Here is a 14,035-nt window from a genome sequence, read left to right as displayed (position 1 = left end):
ATGGTTTCGACAATCAGTAAGGCGCAACAAGCGCTGCTAGAGCAACGAATGCGCAAAGACCCCAAACGCTTTCAGCAAATGGTGATTGATGAGAGCATGCAGGCAATTCAAGCGGCGTTGAAGTATGGAGAAATCTCGGCTTCATTTGTAGAAAAGCTGTGGGAGCTGCTACTCGTTGATGACGAACTCAGTGTCACATTGCAGCGCTATTTATGGCGAGTGCCTCTTAAACAAAAACGCGCTTTTGTGCGAGGCATCGACCGACACCTTAGTGCTCGATATCCCATGTTTGAGGGCTTATCAAAAGGGTGGCCGGGCAGTAATAATATTCCCCCTTATGTGCGTCCTGCCGAAGAAAGACGTAAGGATTTTGACTTAGTCAGTCAGGGTTACCTTGGCTATATGGGGCTGGGTTATAGCCTGCGTGAGGTTGAGCTGTTTGTTTGGCTTGAGGTACTGAGAGACAAGCAATGTGAAGACCGCCCATGTGAAATCGGCGTGCCTCAATGCGACCAGCAAGGCGCTCCTAAAGCGGAAGTCGAAGGCGGCTGTCCTGTTAAGATCCATATTCCGCAGGTACTCAATTTGATGGGAGAGGGCCGGTTGAAAGAAGCCTTTGAGCTGATTCGAGATGCGAATCCTCTACCTAACGTCACAGGGCGAGTGTGCCCACAAGAATTGCAATGCCAAGGGGTTTGTACACACAACGATAAGCCCATTGAGATCGGTCAACTAGAGTGGTTCTTGCCTCAGCGTGAACGCGAGCTCAAAGATGCAGGCGGCACAGGGGAAATAACCAACAACCCTTGGGTCATGGCCACCAAGCCGCCCATCGCTATTGTGGGCTCTGGGCCATCGGGCCTTATTAATGCCTACTTGCTGGCTAAGGAAGGTCATCCTGTCACTGTGTTTGAGGCCTTCCATGCCTTGGGCGGGGTACTTCGATATGGCATTCCCGAGTTTCGATTGCCCAACCAATTGATTGACGATGTGGTTGATAAGATCAAGGCCCTTGGCGGGCGATTTGTCACAAACTATATCGTGGGTAAAACCGCGGCTTTAAGCGATCTAAAAAAAGCGGGATTTGTGCGGATCTTTGTGGGAACCGGCGCCGGTTTGCCCAAGTTTATGAATGTCCCCGGCGAACACCTGCTCAATATTATGTCAGCCAATGAGTTTCTGACCCGCGTCAACCTTATGCATGCCAACCTAGCGGACTACGAAACACCGCTACCTGAGATGAAAAATAAAGAGGTGATGATTCTCGGTGGGGGCAATACCGCAATGGATGCCGCACGCACGGCATGTCGATTAGGGGCTAATGTCACCATCGTCTACCGCCGAACTGAGCAAGAGATGCCCGCAAGAGTTGAGGAGCTTCATCACGCCCTAGAAGAGGGGATACAACTTAAAGAGTTGCGAGCGCCGTGTGAGTTTCATGGTGACAAAAATCATGTACTCAGCAGTACCACGTTAGATGTTATGGAGTTAGGTGAGCCTGATGCGTCAGGTCGTCGTCGCCCTCAAGTGACAGGCAAGCAAGAGTTGATCAAGGTGGACTTTACCATCATGGCCTTAGGCAATAGCTCTAACCCTATTGTGAAAGACGCCAACCCTGATCTCAACACCTCAAAATGGGGAACCTTGCTGCTGGACAAAGACTCGCAGCAAACCTCCATTGAGGGGGTGTATAGCGGCGGTGATGCTACAAGGGGTGGTTCAACGGCCATCAAGGCGGCAGGTGATGGGCAGGCCGCTGCTCGCGAGATAATGGCAAATTTGGACTTCAATACCCAAGAGTTGCAAGGTCTCGTTGAGAGTGCCAGCCGTTATACCGAGCTGGGTCAGACGCCAGCCAAGATCGTGAAGCGGAAACAGCTAACCGATGAGATTGTCGAGTTCACCATTAAAGCGCCGTTAATTGCACAGTCCGCTAGGGCGGGGCAGTTTGTACGGGTATTAAGTGATGAAAAGGGTGAGTTGATACCGCTAACATTAGCTGACTGGGACGCGGCCCAAGGAACTATTGACCTTGTTATTCAGGGGCTAGGAAGCAGTTCTAAACTGATTAATAAGATGCAGGTTGGCGACAGCTTCTGCGCAGTGGCGGGCCCTCTAGGCCAAGCCAGTAAGGTCACAGAGCACAGCGGAAGAGTGGTTTTCACCGCGGGTGGCGTAGGTTTACCTGCGGTATTTCCTATCTTGAGAGCTCATCTAGAAATAGGCAATCAGGTGACGCTGATTTCTGGATTTAGGGGCAAGTCGCACAGCTTTTGGACAGAGCCTGGTGGTCGATTAGAGAGATTGCGTGAGCGCTATCCCGAGCACCTAAAAATTGTCTATGCCAGCAATGACGGTAGCCTTGGCATCAAGGGCTTTGTCACCACACCGCTTGAGCAGATGATGCTTGCCCATAAAAGCACCACGGAAGCTAAGGTTTCAGAGGTGATTACCATTGGCCCGCCTATGATGATGCGCGCGGTAAGTGACCTCACTAAGGATTTTTCGGTGCCCTGTGTGGCGAGTCTTAATTCAATTATGGTTGACGCTACTGGCATGTGCGGCGCTTGTATGGTGCCGGTGATGCTCGATGGAAAATTAGTGCGTAAGCATGCGTGTATTGATGGCCCTGAAATCGACAGTCACATTATTGATTGGGACAAGTTCTTGCCAAGGTTTAATCAGTTTAAGCCGCAAGAGTACCAAAGCCAAATTGACCATAAGTTAATAGAGCCGGAGTGATAGGCAGTAGAAAACAAGCCGCCCCTAGATAGGATGACGGCTAGGGGCGGCTTTGTTTACGGAGCAATAAAGATGATCTATTCGATAGTAAGGGAGGCTAAGCCAACCAGACTTGGTGCAGTGAGGGGCTCAGCACTGCTCACTTTTACCTTATAGCCCTGTCTCAAGTATTTATAGATATCTTCAGTGCTTTCGACATAGGTATAACCTTCATCAAACCTTGCCTTGCTGACCGCAAACTTGCCATTTTTATGTCGATGGGGCTGTTGTATAAGCCCTTTGTGTTTGCCCCGTTTTGTTTCGTAGAAAATCTTCATTTTAATTACCTCTGCTAATCTAGAGCACAATCAAAAGGACCATGGTGTTGTGTGGTTTTTTGGAAAACTTTGGTAGGGATTATCTCTTTATTCATCGGGTTTATGTGTTTTTCTCATCACATAACATCATGATGAATAGGGCGGAATTCTTTATCTTTAGAGTGGATCACGCTACATGCTGAAAAAGTAATCGTATTGTAAATGCTGTGTATTATTTGAGAGTGAGTAGGGTTGTAGGGGCGGTGCTTTTGAAAGGAAAAAGCATATAAAACTAATGGCTTATGTATGAAAATTAATATACACGCCTTTCAAAATGTTAATAATTTGTATAACTTAGTGGTTTGACCACTATGCAAGGTGAAGCGATATGTCTCGAGTGACCTGCACTATTGATGATAATCAGATTGCAATAGTCAGCCTTAATCGTCCTGATAAACTCAACGCCATTGATATGGAGATGTTCAAAGCGGTGAATGCCATAACGCGCGAGTTGAAAAACGATAAACGGGTGAGGGCAGTGATCGTTAGAGGCGAAGGTAGTGATTTTTGCTCTGGGCTTGATGTGAAGTCTTTATTAACCAGTAAAAGCGGTGCGCTTTCTTTGCTCTTCAAGTGGTGGCCAACTCGTGCCAATGATGCTCAGCGCTTTTCCTTGGGTTGGCGCGATATTCCGTGTCCGGTGATATTTTCCATCCATGGTCGCTGCTGGGGGGGCGGATTGCAGTTAGCTAGTGGAGGGGATTTTCGTATAGCGAGTCCCGATGCTACCTTTTCTATCATGGAAGCCAAGTGGGGACTCATTCCTGATATGGGAGGAGCTATCGCCTTTCGAGAGTTAATGCGCAAAGACCACACATTAGAGATGGCGATGACCGCCAAAGAGATCGACAGCCAAACGGCTAAAGAGTACGGGCTAGTCACTAAGATTGCAGACGATCCCTATGCGTGCGCTTATCAGCTAGCCTTGGAGTGCATTAACCGCTCTCCAGATGTATTAGCCGCGAATAAGAAGCTCTACCATAACACCTGGTGGTCGAGTCAAGGCAAGGCGCTACTGCTCGAGACTTGGTATCAGATTAAGGTTGGGATGGGGAAGAACAGAGTCATTGCGGGTAAGCGAGAGCGTAATCCTGATGATAAGCCGGATTACTTGCCGAGGAAGTTCAAGTAAAGCAGTCAAAAGCTGTTAGCTTTAAGCCATCAGATTAAGATGAGTCATTGCCGAGGTCTCTTATCGGCAATCTTGAAGGAGTGCATCCCCAGATTCCCGCTAACAACATGCGGGAATGACACTTCTTAGAGCTAGTAGCTTGCCTCTTGATCACATGCCGGAATTTTTGGTAAACGTCATGCCCGAGTGCTTTTATCGGGCATCTGTTTCTATAAAGGTCCCCGATAAAAGCCCTCGGGGACGACGGTTATTTATCGCACGAACATCAAAGTAGCGATCTAATATGGCAAACACTCAGTTAGAACACATTTAGATGAACTACCAATACTTGTGCGTGAAAGCCAGGCTAGTAGCTGGCAGCTAATTTCTCATCCCTTCTTCGACAGCTTGATATACACCAGAAGCGACAAGAAGATAACGCCTCCACCAATCATCTTTTGCGTACCTACGACTTCTCCTAGCATGCTGATACTTAGCATCAGTGTCCAAACGGGCTCTAAAATCATGATCAGTGATGCGGTTTCCATCTTGACTGAGAACTGGCCGACCGTTTGTGCTAGATAACGAATCGAGGTGGCAATGAGTGTCGATACCGCAAACCAAAATAAGACATGTCGATTCAGTTCGAAAGCCTCTGGCTGAGTAATGCCCACTGAGATGGCACCAATTAATCCAACTGCAAACAGTTGCACACAGATAGAGGTTAATGGGTTGAGGTTGGTGATCACACGCTTGTTTAAAACAAAGTGCAAAGAGAGCAGTCCTGAAGCTAATAGGAAATACCACTGGCTTTTATCTACTTGCCAGCCATTGGCAAGGGTTAGAAGGGCCATGCCCAAGATAGCAATAGGCAGGGCGACCCAAAAGGCGCGGTTGGGCTTAACTTGAAACAAAACCAGTGACACGAATGGTGCGATTATCATGGCAAGGCTCATGATGAAGGCTCCTTCAGCGAGCGTGTTTGAGATAGAGACCGCGTACACCCAAACCTGTATAGATAGCGCTAGGATAAAGCCTACACCAAGCAAGGAGATAACCTGTTTAACCTTAAGCGCGAGGACTTTCTTATAGCAAAAGGGAAGCAGGATTAGGCTTGCGAGCAGAAAACGGCTAGTAATGAAGACTTCGCCAGGCACCTCGAGGATAACGAGCTTGGAAGCAATCCAGCCAATCGCTGCCAGAACAGTGGCTAAAACAAGAAACAACTCACCTTTGAATGCCTTAAGATTCATGATTATCCTAATTGTGACGTGTAAAAACGATAAAACCCTGCGAGAGCGCAGGGTTTTTGATTGTGTTGAGCGATGATTAAGCTTGGTAGACTGGGTAGTCGGTTAAGCCTTGCTCTGCACCACCAAATAACGTTTCTGGGTTATGAGGTGCTAGAGGATAACCCTTCTTGATGCGGTTAGGAAGGTCTGGGTTTGAAATAAACGGACGACCAAAACCAACCATGTCAGTAGTGTTTTCTTCGATAGCTTCAGCACCTTTTTCTGCATCGTAGCGACCTGCGTAAATAAGTACGCCTTTGTACGCTTCACGAACGGCAGTCTTGAACTCTTTTGGTGTTTCTGGTGCATCTTCCCAATCGACTTCGGCAATGTGCACGTAAACGACGTTTAGCTTGTCTAGAAGCGCTGCTGCTTCAACGTAAGTCTCCACTGGGGTTGCATCAACAGTGCCATTTAATGAAGTAAATGGAGCTAGACGTACACCAACGCGATCACAGCCAATCGCTTCAGACATTGCCGTAACCACTTCACCAAGGAAGCGCAGACGGTTTTCAATTGAGCCGCCGTACTCGTCAGTGCGGTTATTCGCTTCTGAGTCAATGAACTGGTTAATCAAGTAGCCGTTTGCTGCGTGCAGTTCGATACCATCAAAGCCCGCTTCGATAGCGTTAAGGGCTGCTTGGCGGTATTGCTCAACCACCATTTCGATATCCGCTTTTGTCATCTCACGTGGTTCGACAACGTCAACAAAACCCGGTGCATCAGTACCGTTGTCGATGAACACCTTTACATTTTCCGCTTTCAGCGCAGAAGATGAGATAGGTTGCTCGCCGCCAATGTTGTCAGGGTGCGTTACGCGACCTACGTGCCATAGCTGAGCGAAGATTTTGCCATCTTTCGCATGTACAGCGTCAGTCACTTTTTTCCAGCCAGCAATTTGCGTTTCAGTGTAGATACCAGGAGTCCAAGCATAGCCTTGTCCCAATGCTGAGATTTGCGTGCCTTCAGCAACGATAAGACCCGCTTCTGCACGCTGTGCGTAGTATTGAGCCATCATGTCGTTAGCAATGTTACCTGGCTGACTTGCGCGAGAGCGAGTCATTGGTGGCATTACAATGCGGTTCTTAAGAGAAAGAGGACCCAGTTGAATCGGTTGAAATAGTGCGTTAGTCATAATGATTTTCCTCTCAAATTAGCCTAGTTGGATCAGTTCGATGGCGTAGCCATCAGGGTCTTTAACGAAAGCTATGTGAGTTTCGCCGCCTTTTACTGGACCTGGTTCACGAGAGACATTGCCACCTAGCGCTTTGATTTTATCGCATGCTGCGTAGATATCGTCAGCACCAAGAGCGATATGACCGAATGCATTGCCGTGGTCGTACGCGTCAGTATCCCAGTTATAGGTAAGCTCAATAGTGGTTGAGCTTGATTTGTCATCAAAGCCAACAAACACTAGCGTGTAGCGATACTCAGTGTTTTCGTGACGCTCAAGCTCCTTCATGCCTAGAACCTTAGTGTAGAACTCGATGGATTTATCTAGGTCGGCAACTCGAAGCATAGTGTGTAGAAATTTCATGACTTATCCTCGTTGGCATCGGCATTTGACCAATGCTTGGCATGAGTGGAATTCGATTAAGCTCACTATACCTAAGGGAATTAAAGATAAGAAATTATCATTGATTATCCAAACTATAATGAAAAATTATAATAAAAAGGGTTTCGATAAATCGAAACCCTTATGTAATCCTTTGAAGGAAGAGAATTAGACAGACAGAGGAATGATGGTAACCAATTCACCTTGTTCAACTTTGGCATACAAAGGCTCAATCTCAATCAAGCAGTTAGCTTCACTCATTGAGCGCAGTATTCCTGAACCTTGTTTACCGGTGGAGCGAACCACCAGTTGGCCTTGCTCATTTAGGCTGTAAACACCTCGCGTAAACTCAGTACGCCCATGACGAGAGCGCAATGACTCACTCGCTAATGCGCGAAGTTTAGTGGGTGCCCATTTCTGATCGCCTTGCATCTTGCGAATAGCCGGCTCGACAAAGTTAATAAACGAAACCATAGTCGCAACAGGATTACCCGGAAGACCAAAGAATGGCGTCTCACCAATCTTACCAAAGGCGAGCGGTCTGCCTGGTCGCATATTGATGCGCCAAAAGTCGATATTACCGTTTTGCTCCAGCACGTCCTTGATGTAATCAGCATCACCTACAGAGACGCCACCTGTGGTCAGCACTAGATCGGCACTCTGCGCCGCCTCTGAGACGGCCTTTTCGATTTGATGATGGTCATCTTCAAGGATCCCAAGGTCTAAGATTTCACAGTTCAGTTGTGTGAGCAGGCCAATCAGGGCATAACGGTTTGAATCGTAGATGCAGTTTTCTCTTTGCGGCTGACTTGGGTGTTGCACCTCATCACCGGTGGAGAATATGGCCACCTTGAGTTTACGCTTAACCAAACATTGGTTGATGCCTAGCGAGGCAATCATGCCCATTTCGGCTGCGCCTATTTTGCAACCCTTCTCAAACACACTTTGTCCTTCGGCAAGGTCTTCTCCAGCAGAGCGAACATTTTGCCCTGGCTTGATTGTTGCGCCATTGAAGGTGACAAAATCAGTACCTTGTTCAGTGAATGTGTCGGATTGCTCACGCATAACAACGGTGGTGCCATTTCTGGGCACTGGCGCGCCGGTCATGATCTTAACCGCTTCGCCTGCTTGCAATGGATGCGGATAGCTTTGACCTGCCATCACTTCGGCAACGAGCTTAAAGCGCTCAACAGACACATCTTCATCGCGAATCGCAAAGCCATCCATTGCTGAATTAGTGTGTTGCGGAACGTTGGTACTCGATACTACATCTTCGGCCAAGATATGCTGTAGGGCGTGATCCACTTCTACGCGGGTATGTCCCTCTATCTCAGAGACGGCATCCAATATACGCTCTATCCCTTGCTCCACAGAAAGAAAAGCGGGGGAAAGGGTATCGCAACACGCAGCAACACTCTCTTCGCTTTGTTTTTTGTCTATTTTGTCGCCAGATTTCACTCTAGCGGCGATAAACTCTGCGATAGCTTCCAGGTCGTTGATGTCAAACTTCGGCAGTGGGCAATCTAAAGCGATATCGGTGGCAACCGCGATAATGTTGTCATCACTTGGATACATCCAAGGGTTCTGCAAAGCCTCACGGCGCAATTCAATCTTTGGAAACGATTGACTCTTAAATCCTTCAATGAGGATCAAGTCGAGTTCATCATGTTTAAACTGCATTAAAAGGTGTTCGAAGCTTGCCTCTTCGTCAGGAGTTTCAGTGATCATGGCGTTGCGATAGCGAGAGCTGATGTACATCTGCGTCGCGCCAGCCTTTCGCAAGCGATAACTGTCTTTACCTTCTTGATCGATATCGAAGTTGTGATGGGCATGCTTAAGAACACCAAGCTTAAGGCCTGCGCTAGTGAGCAAAGGAATAAGCTGCTCAAGTAGGGTAGTTTTCCCCGTATCGCTAAACGCGGCAAAGCCAATAATTGGCGTGTTACGAATCATTTTCATGGGTTACTGCTTAAATTTAAGTAATTCTTGCTTCGAGTTAAGATTCACAAAGCTTTCTTTGATGTCGCTAAAGTCGATCTGTCTTGTGTTGCAGCGATCGTAGAAGAGGATGATCTTACGCTCACCATCATCAAGGAACTGCTGCAGTCGCTCTAATACGCTACGACGGAACACAGTGAAGACGGGCTGTATAAAGTCACCATCATGGGCCACTAATATCTCGTCTTCCTCGTTTATTTCTTGCTGCATACGCTGAATCAAAGTGGGAGAAATTTGCGGGCAATCGCATGGTACAAAACCCACCCATTCACTGTCTACATGGGTTAACCCAGCGTGAATTCCGCCCATTGGGCCAACAAACCCTTGGTATTGATCGGCAAAAACCGGCGCATATTCTTGATAACGCTCTTGGCTGCGGTTGGCATTGATGTAAACAGAGTCGCTATGGGATTTGAGAACCTCAAGAACGTATTCGATCAGTGGTTTATTATTGAGTTCCACTAACCCTTTGTCTTGACCTTGCATACGAGTGGCTTGGCCTCCGGCTAGGACGACCCAGCTTATTGAATTCATATTAGTTTCCTGAAATATTGTGGGAAATGGGTTCGATGTGTTTGATGTCTTCATCGATAATTCGAAGATGAGGAGTCACTGTGAGGCCCTGATTCTCTATGCTCCATTGAGTATCACAGAGATTGGTTAGCCCGTTTTGCTGATGACTGGTGATAACAATACTTGAGCCTCGGTCTAGCAGGTCTTTGGCAAGAGAAACTATGCCTTGCGTCGACTCCAAATCCAATGATGCACTGGGCTCGTCCATCAACAATATAGACGGGTTGACAATCCAAGCTCTCGCCATGGCAAGGCGTTGTTTTTCACCCCCAGAAAGCACAGAGCAGTGTTCGTCTGCCAAGGACTCTAAGCCTACTTGCCTCAAGGCGTGAATCGCTCGAGTTCGACTGTTTAAACCTTGTTGCGACGTAAGGGGCAGGGCGTAGCGAATGTTATCCACCAAGCTTGCATCAAACATATAAGGCGACTGATGCAGATACACCACATCTCTGAACAGTTTTCGTTTGAATAATCGGTGGAATGTCGAAATCTCATTGCCATTTATCGTGCCACTGCTTGGGGTTGTCAAACCGGCAAGAATCTTTAGCAAGGTTGTTTTACCAACGCCATTGTGGCCTTTTAAATAGATGGCATCGCTAGGGCCCAGAGTTAGACTAGGGATGTGAAACAGAACCCGATCATCATAGCGCTTAGACAAATCTTGGGCTCTTAGTTGTATTGACATTGATTCTCGCCTCTAGACTCGAAGATGACTTTGCCCGCGCAAAGACGTTAAGACAAAATTGAGTATCAGTGCTAGCAGTAGCAACACTATACCCAACGCCACACCCTGTGAAAATGCACCTCTTGAACTCTCTAAGGCAATTGCTGTGGGTATGTTACGTGTATGACCTAGGATATTACCCCCGACCATCATGGAACATCCGACCTCTGTGACTATTCGTGAAAATGCGGTCACAATGGCAGCAATTAACGCAAACCGTGTTTCCCATAACAGTGCTCTAAATACCTGAGGATAGGACTTCCCTAAGGTAATGGAGGTTTCGACGTTGCGCATATCGACGCTTTGAAACCCTGCTTGGAGCATAGAGATAAGAATAGGCATTGCGATGAGTATCTGTCCAAGTATCATCGCTTTTTGTGTGAACAGCCATTGCCAGTCGCCCATGGGGCCGGAGCGAGACAGTGTCATATACAGCAATAAGCCGATGACCACGGTCGGCACCGCCTGCAGTGTGTTAACTATTGAAGTGACAATATTTCGCCCAGGAAAAGGGGCATAGGCCAGTAGTAGTGCAATAGCGATGGCAGGCAGTAAGGATAAACTGAGGGCGAACAACGACACACTGAAGGAGATAGAAACTACCTTCCACAGCGCGGGGTCGAGGCTAAGAAGCAGCTTAATGGCTTCTATTGTAGTGTCACCAATATTCATTAGTTGGACGTTTTCGCATCAGCAGTAAACAGTTTCTCCCCCTTGACCTGAAATTGGTCAATCAAGTCTTGAGCCTTGTCGCTAACGATCCAATCACTGAGCGCTTTAGCACCGTCAATGTTTAGGTCAGGATAGCGCTTCGGGTTAACGCGAATAATTTGGTATTGATTGAATAGGGCAGGGTCGCCTTGCACCCAAATCGCAAGATCGAGCGCTTCTTGATAAGCAAGCCAAGTGCCTCTGTCAGTCAAAGTATAGCCTTGTAATTCCGAACTCATGTTCAATGTCGGCCCCATGCCTTGACCGATAGAGCGGTAGTTATCCCACTCGTGCGTACCGTTGCCCGCTTCCCACAGTGACAGCTCTTTTTTGTGCGTGCCAGAGTCATCGCCACGAGAAATAAAGACCGACTTGCTGTCGGCAATCTTAGTTAAGCCGCTGGCTGCTGTATCCGTTTCGCTAAGCTTAGCTGGGTTATCTTTAGGGCCGACCAAGATAAAATCGTTGTACATGACCGAGCGAGCATCGACGCCAAACTCTGCATCCAAGAAGGCTTTTTCTGCCTTTGGTGAGTGGGTAAGAACGATATCGACATCCCCCATCTCTCCCATTTTTAATGCTTTACCTGATCCCGTCACCAATAATTGAACCTCGTACCCAGTGTCCTTGGTAAAGGTAGGCAGCAGATAATCCAGCAGACCTGAGTGATAGGTGCTGGTGGTGGTTGCCATGCGCAGCGATTGTGAGTCAGCATGTGCTGGAGCAGTAACAAGGATTAATGAAGATAGCGCAGCCAGTAACGCTGCCCTTTTTTGAGTGTGTTGCAGCTTTCGAATGCGTTGAAATAAAGGTTTGAGAAACATGAGTCTTATCGATCCTTGTTGATGTCTTCGTTATCGGCATGCTTGCCGTCGAATTCGATTTTTTCTACCCCGTGGTAGACCTGAAAGCGCAGTCCCTTGGCTCTGGCGATGATAGTGATGCCAAATCGCTCTGCCAATTCCAGACCCATTTGGGTAACGCCTGAGCGAGAAAGCAGGGTAGGGATACCCATCTGAGCGACTTTGATCACCATTTCTGAGGTGAGTCGACCTGTGGTGTAGAAAATCTTATCGTCACCCGTATCTTGGTTAAGCCACATCTCACCCGCTAGCGTATCCACCGCATTGTGGCGGCCGACATCTTCCACAAAGGAAACCACTTCTCCTTCTCTGCACACGGCGCAGCCATGAACGGCACCGGCCTTTTTGTAGGTATCGTTGTAATGGGTCAGCGCCATCAGCGTAGAATAAAGGGCACTTTGTTTGATTTTTGTTTGTGGCACTTGATAGTTCTCTAGGCTCTTCATGACGTTGCCGTACATGGTGCCCTGTCCACAGCCCGAGGTGACGGTTTTCTTTTTTAAGGCTTTTTCTAGGAAGTCTGTATTTTCTTTGGTGACCACTGCCACACTGTTTGTCTCCCAATCTATCAACACGGAATCAAGTTGGGTAGGGTCTGATATAAAGCTTTGATTTTTAAGATAACCTAGCACCAGAGCACCAGGGTGAGACCCAAGGGTCATTAGTGTCACTATCTCTCGCCAGTTGAGCAGAACGGTTAAGGGACACTCGCAAGCAATATCTTTGCTCAGTGGCTCTCCATATTCATCAAAAACAGTCACGCTCTGGGTTTGAGACGGGGGCTGGCCAACGGCAACAAAATGGGGCGCTTTAGGCATCCAAAATTCCTTTTTCTATACTAGAACAGTGTTGTGAAGAAAGGTGAGGGGGCAAAGCCCATCTTTCAGTTACTCGAGCTGGCTCGGGTAGAACTATTTAAATAATAATGACTTAGCTTAACGAGGTACCAATGAAAACGGAAGATAATTGGCCCATTAGATGTCAGATTATTCTACATCAAACACAAAACTCTAAGTGGCAAACCAGCAATTGGAGCATCGAAGAGATATTTTTAGACCCTTCGAAGAGTGAGACGGGTATCGATGCTGAAATCCAACTGTTTAGAGATGAGAGAACCGATTACCGTTTTAACCTAAATTCACAAAACCCCAAATTGTTCGTGGTGTTGGAAAACGATACCGAATCGCTAAGCCTTGTTTCAGTTACTGTGTCACAAAGCGTAGCAGGCAGTTTTCTTGATGGCGACTATCTGGTGCTATCGTTAGATTTGCCATTGGCGGTTCAGGCTTGGATGGAGGCCTATCTTGCTCGTCATGGAGAATTGATTGAGCACAAACGCAAGAAACGTAAAGGTGCGGGCCGTGCCAGTCGATAGTGGAAGATCAGGAGTGTCAGTATGAGCCGTGGATTGTTTGAAAGACTGCTGCATAAGCATTCAGCGCCTGCCGAGCTTGAGGAAGAAATAGACAATCCTCAGCTTGAGGTGGAATCTGAGGCGATCGTTGAAGAGCAACTAGAGCTCGACGAAGCCAATTTGGAGTCCATAGATTCGAGCGAGCTAGCACAACAAGAACCGACATCAGACGATGAAACAGAAGTCACAGAAGAACAGAAAAAGGGCAATGCCATGTCTGCGCTGTTGGCTTCAGATGTCGCCCCAGAGTTAAAGAAGCGAGCGCTGCGTAGCCTCTTTTTCAGCGGGCAATTTAGTGAGGTTGACGAGCTCAATGACTACGCCCAAGACTTTAGTCAGATAAAGCCGCTATCTGCTGATGTTGCCAGTAAGCTTCGTAATTGGACGCGCGAGAAAGTGGAGCAACTAGAGGAGTTAGCTGAAGAGCTTGAGCCTACCGATGAATCGCAATTGCTCACTACTGATGAGCAAAGTCAGGAGAGCAAGCGTGAAGAAAGTGATGCTGAAGTTGAGCCTGTAGAGAGTCAGTTAGTTAACAAAAAAGAAACACATTCAGGTCTCGATAACAACTCCGATGAGGGTGAATCTACACTAATTAGAGAGGATGCAAATAAAATTGCCAAGAAAATCACATAGTTAATAAATTTTCCTGCGTAATGCCTCAAAATTTCTATGGGTTTAATATTATTCTACAAA

Annotated in this window: 14 protein-coding genes; 4 read left to right on the top strand and 10 right to left on the bottom strand. The window is 47.4% G+C overall.

Annotation, left to right across the window (positions count from 1 at the left end; genetic code table 11):
* A complete protein-coding gene (locus tag A6E01_RS07805; RefSeq protein WP_065210000.1) occupies positions 1 to 2,742 on the top strand; it encodes a sulfide/dihydroorotate dehydrogenase-like FAD/NAD-binding protein in 2,742 nt (913 codons plus the stop codon).
* A gap of 77 nt (positions 2,743 to 2,819) precedes the next feature.
* On the opposite strand, the gene A6E01_RS07800 is transcribed toward A6E01_RS07805, so the two are convergent.
* The gene (locus A6E01_RS07800) at positions 2,820 to 3,059 is read right to left on the bottom strand and encodes a hypothetical protein (protein WP_017030429.1); all 240 of its coding nucleotides are present in this window, start codon (positions 3,057 to 3,059) and stop codon (positions 2,820 to 2,822) included.
* Between the two features lie 367 nt (positions 3,060 to 3,426).
* Here A6E01_RS07800 and A6E01_RS07795 point away from each other — a divergent pair, with 367 nt between their 5' ends.
* Positions 3,427 to 4,230 carry a crotonase/enoyl-CoA hydratase family protein gene (locus A6E01_RS07795; protein WP_017030430.1) on the top strand — a complete coding sequence of 268 codons (804 nt, stop codon included), beginning with the start codon at positions 3,427 to 3,429 and terminating at the stop codon, positions 4,228 to 4,230.
* 368 nt (positions 4,231 to 4,598) lie between these two features.
* Here the strand turns inward: A6E01_RS07795 and A6E01_RS07790 are convergent, their stop codons facing one another.
* The 9 genes from A6E01_RS07790 to A6E01_RS07745 form a co-directional block, all read right to left on the bottom strand.
* Positions 4,599 to 5,462, bottom strand: a complete 864-nt coding sequence (locus A6E01_RS07790; protein ID WP_065209999.1) for a DMT family transporter — start codon at positions 5,460 to 5,462, stop codon at positions 4,599 to 4,601.
* Positions 5,463 to 5,538: 76 nt separating this feature from the next.
* Complete coding sequence (locus A6E01_RS07785) at positions 5,539 to 6,636, bottom strand: alkene reductase (RefSeq protein ID WP_065209998.1); 1,098 nt, start codon at positions 6,634 to 6,636, stop codon at positions 5,539 to 5,541.
* 18 nt (positions 6,637 to 6,654) lie between these two features.
* A complete protein-coding gene (gene gloA / locus A6E01_RS07780; protein WP_065209997.1) occupies positions 6,655 to 7,038 on the bottom strand; it encodes a lactoylglutathione lyase in 384 nt (127 codons plus the stop codon).
* Between the two features lie 186 nt (positions 7,039 to 7,224).
* Positions 7,225 to 9,015, bottom strand: coding sequence for a bifunctional molybdopterin-guanine dinucleotide biosynthesis adaptor protein MobB/molybdopterin molybdotransferase MoeA (locus A6E01_RS07770; protein WP_065209995.1), 1,791 nt, complete (start codon positions 9,013 to 9,015; stop codon positions 7,225 to 7,227).
* A 3-nt stretch (positions 9,016 to 9,018) separates the two neighbouring features.
* A complete protein-coding gene (gene mobA / locus A6E01_RS07765; RefSeq protein ID WP_017027604.1) occupies positions 9,019 to 9,588 on the bottom strand; it encodes a molybdenum cofactor guanylyltransferase MobA in 570 nt (189 codons plus the stop codon).
* Between the two features lies 1 nt (position 9,589).
* Positions 9,590 to 10,312, bottom strand: coding sequence for an ABC transporter ATP-binding protein (locus tag A6E01_RS07760; RefSeq protein WP_065209994.1), 723 nt, complete (start codon positions 10,310 to 10,312; stop codon positions 9,590 to 9,592).
* A gap of 12 nt (positions 10,313 to 10,324) precedes the next feature.
* A complete protein-coding gene (locus tag A6E01_RS07755; RefSeq protein WP_017027602.1) occupies positions 10,325 to 11,023 on the bottom strand; it encodes an ABC transporter permease in 699 nt (232 codons plus the stop codon).
* Positions 11,023 to 11,886: an ABC transporter substrate-binding protein gene (locus tag A6E01_RS07750; RefSeq protein WP_065209993.1), complete on the bottom strand. Its 864-nt coding sequence runs from the start codon at positions 11,884 to 11,886 to the stop codon at positions 11,023 to 11,025. Before A6E01_RS07750 ends, A6E01_RS07755 begins: the two co-directional genes overlap by 1 nt.
* Before the next feature lie 5 nt (positions 11,887 to 11,891).
* The gene (locus A6E01_RS07745) at positions 11,892 to 12,743 is read right to left on the bottom strand and encodes a formate dehydrogenase accessory sulfurtransferase FdhD (RefSeq protein ID WP_017027600.1); all 852 of its coding nucleotides are present in this window, start codon (positions 12,741 to 12,743) and stop codon (positions 11,892 to 11,894) included.
* A 131-nt stretch (positions 12,744 to 12,874) separates the two neighbouring features.
* On the opposite strand from A6E01_RS07745, the gene A6E01_RS07740 reads away from it, so the two are divergent.
* Both A6E01_RS07740 and A6E01_RS07735 read left to right on the top strand, forming a co-directional pair.
* A complete protein-coding gene (locus tag A6E01_RS07740) occupies positions 12,875 to 13,300 on the top strand; it encodes a DUF3305 domain-containing protein (protein ID WP_065209992.1) in 426 nt (141 codons plus the stop codon).
* A gap of 21 nt (positions 13,301 to 13,321) precedes the next feature.
* Complete coding sequence (locus tag A6E01_RS07735) at positions 13,322 to 13,975, top strand: DUF3306 domain-containing protein (RefSeq protein ID WP_017027598.1); 654 nt, start codon at positions 13,322 to 13,324, stop codon at positions 13,973 to 13,975.
* Positions 13,976 to 14,035 lie beyond the last annotated feature (60 nt).

It is taken from the genome of Vibrio breoganii (assembly GCF_001677275.1).
GTDB lineage: Bacteria > Pseudomonadota > Gammaproteobacteria > Enterobacterales > Vibrionaceae > Vibrio > Vibrio breoganii.
The sequence above is the reverse complement of the archived record's forward strand: the minus strand, read 5'-3'. Positions and strand labels throughout refer to the sequence as shown.

What these genes read in the sequence shown, in the direction of transcription:
- A6E01_RS07795 (WP_017030430.1), top strand. Translation starts at nt 3,427, where the DNA reads ATGTCTCGAGTGACCTGCACTATTGATGATAATCAGATTGCAATAGTC.
- A6E01_RS07760 (WP_065209994.1), bottom strand. Translation starts at nt 10,312, where the DNA reads ATGTCAATACAACTAAGAGCCCAAGATTTGTCTAAGCGCTATGATGAT.
- A6E01_RS07805 (WP_065210000.1), top strand. Translation starts at nt 1, where the DNA reads ATGGTTTCGACAATCAGTAAGGCGCAACAAGCGCTGCTAGAGCAACGA.
- A6E01_RS07745 (WP_017027600.1), bottom strand. Translation starts at nt 12,743, where the DNA reads ATGCCTAAAGCGCCCCATTTTGTTGCCGTTGGCCAGCCCCCGTCTCAA.
- A6E01_RS07790 (WP_065209999.1), bottom strand. Translation starts at nt 5,462, where the DNA reads ATGAATCTTAAGGCATTCAAAGGTGAGTTGTTTCTTGTTTTAGCCACT.
- A6E01_RS07750 (WP_065209993.1), bottom strand. Translation starts at nt 11,886, where the DNA reads ATGTTTCTCAAACCTTTATTTCAACGCATTCGAAAGCTGCAACACACT.
- A6E01_RS07735 (WP_017027598.1), top strand. Translation starts at nt 13,322, where the DNA reads ATGAGCCGTGGATTGTTTGAAAGACTGCTGCATAAGCATTCAGCGCCT.
- mobA (WP_017027604.1), bottom strand. Translation starts at nt 9,588, where the DNA reads ATGAATTCAATAAGCTGGGTCGTCCTAGCCGGAGGCCAAGCCACTCGT.
- A6E01_RS07785 (WP_065209998.1), bottom strand. Translation starts at nt 6,636, where the DNA reads ATGACTAACGCACTATTTCAACCGATTCAACTGGGTCCTCTTTCTCTT.
- A6E01_RS07755 (WP_017027602.1), bottom strand. Translation starts at nt 11,023, where the DNA reads ATGAATATTGGTGACACTACAATAGAAGCCATTAAGCTGCTTCTTAGC.
- gloA (WP_065209997.1), bottom strand. Translation starts at nt 7,038, where the DNA reads ATGAAATTTCTACACACTATGCTTCGAGTTGCCGACCTAGATAAATCC.
- A6E01_RS07800 (WP_017030429.1), bottom strand. Translation starts at nt 3,059, where the DNA reads ATGAAGATTTTCTACGAAACAAAACGGGGCAAACACAAAGGGCTTATA.
- A6E01_RS07740 (WP_065209992.1), top strand. Translation starts at nt 12,875, where the DNA reads ATGAAAACGGAAGATAATTGGCCCATTAGATGTCAGATTATTCTACAT.
- A6E01_RS07770 (WP_065209995.1), bottom strand. Translation starts at nt 9,015, where the DNA reads ATGAAAATGATTCGTAACACGCCAATTATTGGCTTTGCCGCGTTTAGC.